The 6,251-nt window shown below is 51.6% G+C and carries 6 protein-coding genes; 2 read left to right on the top strand and 4 right to left on the bottom strand.

Going from position 1 to position 6,251, the window contains the following annotated elements:
• The 4 genes from OEL57_RS13020 to OEL57_RS13005 all read right to left on the bottom strand — a co-directional run.
• Positions 1-1,444, bottom strand: a 1,444-nt coding sequence (locus OEL57_RS13020) for a DHA2 family efflux MFS transporter permease subunit (protein WP_300740989.1), incomplete at its 3' end; no start/stop codon positions are given.
• The gene (locus OEL57_RS13015; protein ID WP_300740988.1) at positions 1,441-2,559 is read right to left on the bottom strand and encodes an HlyD family secretion protein; all 1,119 of its coding nucleotides are present in this window, start codon (positions 2,557-2,559) and stop codon (positions 1,441-1,443) included. The genes OEL57_RS13015 and OEL57_RS13020, both read right to left, overlap by 4 nt.
• A 12-nt stretch (positions 2,560-2,571) precedes the next feature.
• A complete protein-coding gene (locus tag OEL57_RS13010; RefSeq protein ID WP_300740987.1) occupies positions 2,572-3,852 on the bottom strand; it encodes a TolC family protein in 1,281 nt (426 codons plus the stop codon).
• Positions 3,833-4,276: a MarR family winged helix-turn-helix transcriptional regulator gene (locus OEL57_RS13005; RefSeq protein WP_300740986.1), complete on the bottom strand. Its 444-nt coding sequence runs from the start codon at positions 4,274-4,276 to the stop codon at positions 3,833-3,835. Before OEL57_RS13005 ends, OEL57_RS13010 begins: the two co-directional genes overlap by 20 nt.
• Before the next feature lie 182 nt (positions 4,277-4,458).
• Between OEL57_RS13005 and OEL57_RS13000 the strand changes: the two genes are divergently transcribed.
• Entirely contained in the window at positions 4,459-5,883 is a 1,425-nt protein-coding gene (locus OEL57_RS13000) for a hypothetical protein (RefSeq protein ID WP_300740984.1), read from the top strand.
• 14 nt (positions 5,884-5,897) lie between these two features.
• Positions 5,898-6,251, top strand: a 354-nt coding sequence (locus OEL57_RS12995) for a hypothetical protein (protein ID WP_300740983.1), incomplete at its 3' end; no start/stop codon positions are given.

Genomic DNA, 6,251 nt, shown 5'->3' with positions numbered 1-6,251 from the left:
TAGCAGCTTGTTTTTGTACCATACCATAGATCATGCCGATGGCGGTTTGATCGGCCTGGGTTGCCTGCATCCCTTTTGCAATCAAGGCCTGTTTCAGTTCTGATATCCGCATCTGAAAGACCGGATTATAGGGGGTGATGTGGGCTGACAGGCTGGTCTGGTAAAACTGGGATAAACGAGACAGCAACGTGGCAGCAATGGCTATCCCCACACTGCCGCCGATGTTGCGCAGCAGGTTGAAAACGCCGGTGGCGTTGCCCATTTCCTGTCGGGCAATGCCGGAAAGAGTGACCGTAGTCAGCGGTACAAAGATCATGGCAAGCCCGATTCCCAGCACAATACGGGGCCAGACAAAGGCCCAGTAGGACGCCTGCAGATTAAGTCCTTGCATCAGAAACATTGCGCTGGCACTGATGATCAGCCCGAGCAGAACAATCTTGCGTCCATCACGTTTCTGAAGCATGGCACCGACAAACGGCATGGTGAGCAGGGTGGCTACACCTCCTGGGGCCATGACCATACCGGCATCGGTGGCAGAGTAGCCCATCAGGGTTTGGAGGAACATTGGTATCAGCATAATTGAACTGTAGAGGCCGAATCCCACCACAAACATAATCAGGTTTCCGGCAGAAAACGAAATGCTTTTGAACAGGCGCAGATTTACAATCGGTTGCTCATGGGTCAGCTCAACCCAGATCAGGGTGATCAGTGACACAATCGTGATAATACTGAAGATGATGATGAAGTTTGAGCTGAACCAGTCCTCTTGCTGGCCTTTGTCCAGCACCACTTGCAGCGCCCCCATGCTGGCTGTCAACAGGAACAGGCCCCAGTAATCGACCTTAAGCACCTTTGCCATCCCTTCCCGAAGGTAGGGTGGATCAAAGATAAACAGGGTACACATGGCAATTGCAATCAGTCCTACCGGAATATTGATGTAGAAAATCCAGCGCCAGTTCATCTGATCAGTAATCCAGCCACCCAGGGCCGGTCCTACAATCGGACCGGTCATGGCACCTACCCCGAAGATGGCCATGGCAATACCATGCTGTTTGGGGGGGAAGGTCTCAAGCAAAATAGCCTGGCTGATCGGTATCAGGGCTCCTCCGGCAGCGCCTTGCAGTACCCGAAAGAATATCAGTGTTGCCAGGTTGGGGGCGGCACCGCATAGCACTGATGAGATGGTAAACAGGGTGATGCAGGTTAGTAGAAAACGTTTGCGTCCGAACATACGGGCCAGCCAGCCGGTCATCGGCAAGACCACGGCGTTGCTGACCAGATAGGAGGTCAGAACCCAGGTGATCTCTTCGGTGCCTGCATTCAGGCTGCCCTGCATGTAGGGCAGCGCCACGTTTGCCACCGAGGTGTCGATGATCTCCATAATGGTCGGCAGCATGACGGTGATAACGATCAGCCATTTATTGATGGAGCGTGCTTCGGTCATTTACTGAAGGGGGCTAAATCCCTTGCTACCTGCCCCGTGGTTCGTCCAGTACGCACGGAGGGGATGACGCTCATACCAACCCGTAACAGATGATCAGGATCACTGGTCTGATCGATCATGATTTTAACCGGAATCCGCTGGACTACCTTGACATAGTTGCCGCTGGCATTTTCAGGCGGTAGCAGTGAAAATGCAGCACCAGTGCCGGCCATAATGCTTTCAACCTCTCCATTAAAGGTTTTGCCAGGGTAGGCGTCCACCTTGAAGCTTACTTTCTGGCCTGGCCGGATATGGGTGAGTTGACTCTCTTTGTAGTTGGCGGTAACCCAGGAGCCATTCAGTGATACCACCGCCATTAAGGCCAGACCGGGCTGTATGGTGGCGCCGGTCTCAATCCCTTTACGGGTAATGTAACCATCCACCGGAGCTGTGATACGGGTGTAGGCCAGCTTGAGTCGTGATTCTAACAGCTCTGCCTGTTTCTGGCGTACCCGCGCCTTGCCGCCTGGGCCGTTGGTGATGCCGGCCACTGCTTCTGCCTTTTTCAACTGTTCCTGCGTTTCCAGTAGTTGGGCATTGGCAATGCGCTGGTTTGTGTGCAAACGATCAAGTTGTTCTTTGGGTATTACCTCTCGGCCATACAAGGCCTCACCACGTTTGAGATCAATACTGCTCTGCTCCTGCCGGGCTTTTGCCGATTGCACTGCCGCGCGGGCAGCAGCTACCTGAGAGGTGTCGCCAGATGTTTCATTAAGAGCAACACCTACTGCTGCTTCGGCCTTTTCTGCTGCGACACGGTAATCGCCTGGATCAAGTTCAACCAGCAGGTCACCCTTCTTTACCTGTTGATTGTCTTTTACATGGATCGCTGTTACGGTCCCTGAAATCCGTGCCGAGACCGGGTGGATGTTTGATTCAATAAAGGCATTGTCGGTGGTTATGTTTGTTCTGGCATCAATCAGCCAGCGGAATCCGAGCCAAATGCCGATTAAGCATAGAGTCAGTACCAGGATGGCAGCCTTTCGTTGTGGTGTCAGGCCGGTTTTTCCCGCCTCCGGCAGAGTGTCTGGTTCTGTATCCGGGGTAGGGGAGACGGTAGAATTTTCTTCAGCCATGGTAGCTCCTGTTTATAGTTCGCCAGCCGCCTTACGCAGGCGGGCAGAGGATATCTGGTAGTCGTAGTAGGCCCGGTAATGCTCGGTCCTGGCCTGTGAAAGCAGGGTTTGGGCATCGAGCACCTCTGTGGCTGTGCCAACCCGTTCCTGATAACGGTTTTGATTGATGCGCAGGTTTTCTTCGCCCTGTTTGATCGCCTCGCTGGTAACCGTAATCCGCTCTCTTGCCACTTTGGCATCGTTTTGGGCAGTGGCCAGTTCAAGTCGCGCCTGCTGTTCCGCCATTTGCAGTTGCTGTTGGGTGCGGGAACGGGAGCTAACAGCCTTTTCTCTGGATGCTGTGGATCCGAAGCCATCGAACAGGTTGATCTTCAGACCAATGGTACCGGCATAGATTGCCTGCTCTCTGACCTTGCTGTTTTGCAGGTAATCCATGGATGCCCGAGCAAACAGTTCTGGATAGAAGAGTGTTTTGCTTTCCTGTAGTTCATGCTCCGTGACCTCAAGTTGTTTGCGAAGAGTCTGAAGGTCTGGACGTTTTGAGATAGCCTTGGTTACATCAACTTCCTGCTCAGCTATGTGTACTGTTTCGGGTGGTTCCTGCAGTTCCGGGTGCTGCCCCGGTTCACCGCCAATCAGAAAATTAAGCTGTAGTCGAAGATTCGTTACCTGATTTTGAATGGCCAGCAATTTCTGGCGTGTTGATGCCGTACGTAGATCAGCCTGTAACAGATCGTTACGGGTAACTACGCCGTTGTCATACAGGGCCTGAGCCACCCGGCGGTGCTCGGTTACGGTCCGTAGTTCCTGCTGGGCAGTGGTAACCAGTCTTTCTGCCTCTAGCACGGCAAAGTAGGCCTCAATCACCTGCAGGCTCACCTCCTGCTCTTTTGATCGTATCCCGCTTTCTACGGCCTTGCTTGCTGACTGAGTCTGATGGCGACGGGCATTCCTGCGTCCAAAGTCATAGATGGTCTGAGTTGCAGCAAGATTGGCAAAGCCGTAGGAACTTTGCTGCGTCTCCAAGGTCATACCATTAATTTTCATGGCCTGGGCTTCAAGCTGGGCTGTGTACCCTCCCTGCAGGTCCACTCTGGGATAGAGGCTGCTGTCAGACTGGCGGATCTGTTGGCTGGCAATCTCCTGATCCCAACGGACTGTTTTTAACAATGGGTTGCGCTCTTTGGCCAATTTCAAGCAGTCTGCAAGGGATAGCGGGGCGCTATACCCCGTTTGTGTGATTAACAGCAAGCCAAGTGTGTACAGGAATGCTTTAGGCAGCAGTCGTGGCATCGTTTTTCCTTTCTCCGCGCAGGATCTCCAGCATGTTTCTCAGCTGCTGCTTATCTGTTTCAGAAAGCCCGGCAGTAAAGCGGTTCAGCACATCCTGGGCAAGTTTCGTTAACTCTGGCTCCAGTTTTTTGCCATGTTCAGTTAGATACACCAGGTGGGCGCGTCTGTCCTGGGGGTGGGGATGACGTTCCAACAGGCTTGAACGCGCCATCCGGTCAAGCAGGCCACCGATGGTGGTGCGGTCAATCTGGGTTTTTTCAGATAATTCCGTTTGCGTCAGCCCGTCTTGTTGCCAGAGAAAAGCCAGGACGCTGAACTGTGGTGGTGTCAGCTCATACCGGCCGATCTCCTCTGAAAAGAGCGCCCAACCACGTTGATGGGCTTTGGCCAACAAAAAGCCAATGCTTTTTTCAATATCGTACATGGTGACTCCTGCTTTAAAAATAGTTCATTATACTGATAGTCAGCATGCTGTCAAAATGTTTGTTTTCCCGGTTCGTTTTGAAGCGTACTAATTGTCCCGTACTTAAATTATGTGATTTCGTGATGTTGACAAGCGTAGCTACCCCATGTAAAAAAGATAAATCAATTTTGCGCAAGGTAAACATGATTAATCTGCTTTTTATATCAAACAGTCCCCGAGCGGAACTGTTACGAGTCCACTTCCAGCAGGTTCTCAAAATCCGTATTGATGTGGTTGATGATTTTGACCATGGTTTGAAAGATGTGTTTGAAAAGCGTCCGGTAGCAGTCTGTATTCAGGATCAGATAGCCGGAGTAACCGGTGAAAGCGTTGCACGGCATATCCAGCTGTTGTTGGGTAAAGGTGCTCCTGATTTTATCCTTATGCATGAGGGGAATTCCAAAGCCAAACTAGTACCAGGCCTGTTTAGCCATCTGGTAGATCTTGAAGCCCCTTTTGAGGCGGTCTGTGAGGTCTTGCGTACAGCCCTGCAGTCGCTGTTTGGCGATCGTTGGGATATGCTCTATAATGCCCCCTCTGAGCCGGTGCCCCTTGTTCCTGAATCAGGAATATTGCCAACATCAACTCTTGCTGATCAGTTAGTGGATGAGTTTATTGCTGAAAATAAAGATGTTGCAGGCGTACCTGATGTTGTCCCCTATGAAATTAGAGGCTCCGTAAAAAGTGTCTCCTCTGCAGATACAGCTTTTGATCATGATCTGCCTGGTGGCCCACCGGCCGAGCTCCATGCAGCCAAAATCAAACCTCCTGTATCTTTATCTGAAACGTTGGAAGCGCCAGTGCCAAGGGACCCGTTAATGGCCGGGAAACAACCCCCTGCTTTTTTACGGCAACCGCTACCGGAACAGTCTGTAAGGTCTGAACAACAGGCTTCAGGTACGGTGTCTCATCCGCAAAACCAGTCATCCGTGGCTGCAGATGTTTCTGTTCCTGTGGACACGTTACTGCTGGCTTTTGAAGAAGAATACAAGGGGCGTAAGCGGATGAGGCGCTGGGGCGTTGCAGTCTTGATAACGCTCCTGTTGCTTGGAATGGTGCTGTTCTGGTTGAAGAAACGGGGTGCAGATACTATAGATCCACCTGTTGTTAAGCAAAACCTGCCGGTACGGCCTGTACAGCAGCCGGCTGTGCAACTAACTGTCAGCTCTGTACAATCACCTGCCGCTGTGTCTCCGGCTGTAGTTAACAATGCTGAAACGCCCCCGGGTTTTGTTGCTCAGGCAAAGCGCGATACGTCATTTTCCAACAAGAAGCCAGGTTGGTCTCGTTATCTGTCAGCGCGGCGAGATTATCGCCTGTTTCATGCTGATGGCCGGTTGCATGCAGTTCAGGTGATTGCAGTTAATGACAGCAGTATTCCACTAACAGAGCTTAAACAGGTGTTGCGTGACCTGACCGGCAGGGAACAGTATCAGTCAGGTCGCCAGGAACGCAAGGGGGAAGTCTGGCTGGAGCGGGCAACGCTTCCCGGTCAGGCTGATTTGCTGATCTATCGTTCAACTTCAAATGGGCCGATTAAGGCCTTTGTCTATGCACCTACACCATGAGGGCTTCAACTGCCATGATTCTGCAACGATCGTTTGCTTTTTTACTTTTGTTTTCATTTTTTGTTTTTGTGTGCTCCCCGCAGCTCAGTAGTGCCATGGACCCCCGTTTTGAGCTTGACCCTGCTCAGGTGCAAAAAAAAACTGTACGTTCGCCACATCAAGTGAAGTCAAGCCGTGGTAGATCTGCTCATCGTACTGGCAGAACCCATAAAAAACTGATTGCACTGCAAAAAAACTCGCATGAACAGCCAGTTTCAGCATTTCAAGTGTCCGCAGGTGATGCTTCAAACAGCGCTATTCCAGATATTCAGAAGGCGCGTTCGTTTTGGGATACATTGATCCCCCCCGGTGATTCTCAATTGCAGCCG

The sequence above is a fragment of the Trichlorobacter sp. genome (genome assembly GCF_030247655.1).
In the GTDB taxonomy this organism is placed as follows: Bacteria; Desulfobacterota; Desulfuromonadia; order Geobacterales; family Pseudopelobacteraceae; genus Trichlorobacter.
Note: the sequence above shows the minus strand (reverse complement) of the source record. Positions and strands in the feature narration are given on the sequence as shown.

Excerpts from the sequence above, each read along its gene's own strand:
- OEL57_RS13015 (WP_300740988.1), bottom strand. The coding sequence starts at position 2,559 with ATGGCTGAAGAAAATTCTACCGTCTCCCCTACCCCGGATACAGAACCA.
- OEL57_RS13010 (WP_300740987.1), bottom strand. The coding sequence starts at position 3,852 with ATGCCACGACTGCTGCCTAAAGCATTCCTGTACACACTTGGCTTGCTG.
- OEL57_RS13005 (WP_300740986.1), bottom strand. The coding sequence starts at position 4,276 with ATGTACGATATTGAAAAAAGCATTGGCTTTTTGTTGGCCAAAGCCCAT.
- OEL57_RS13000 (WP_300740984.1), top strand. The coding sequence starts at position 4,459 with ATGATTAATCTGCTTTTTATATCAAACAGTCCCCGAGCGGAACTGTTA.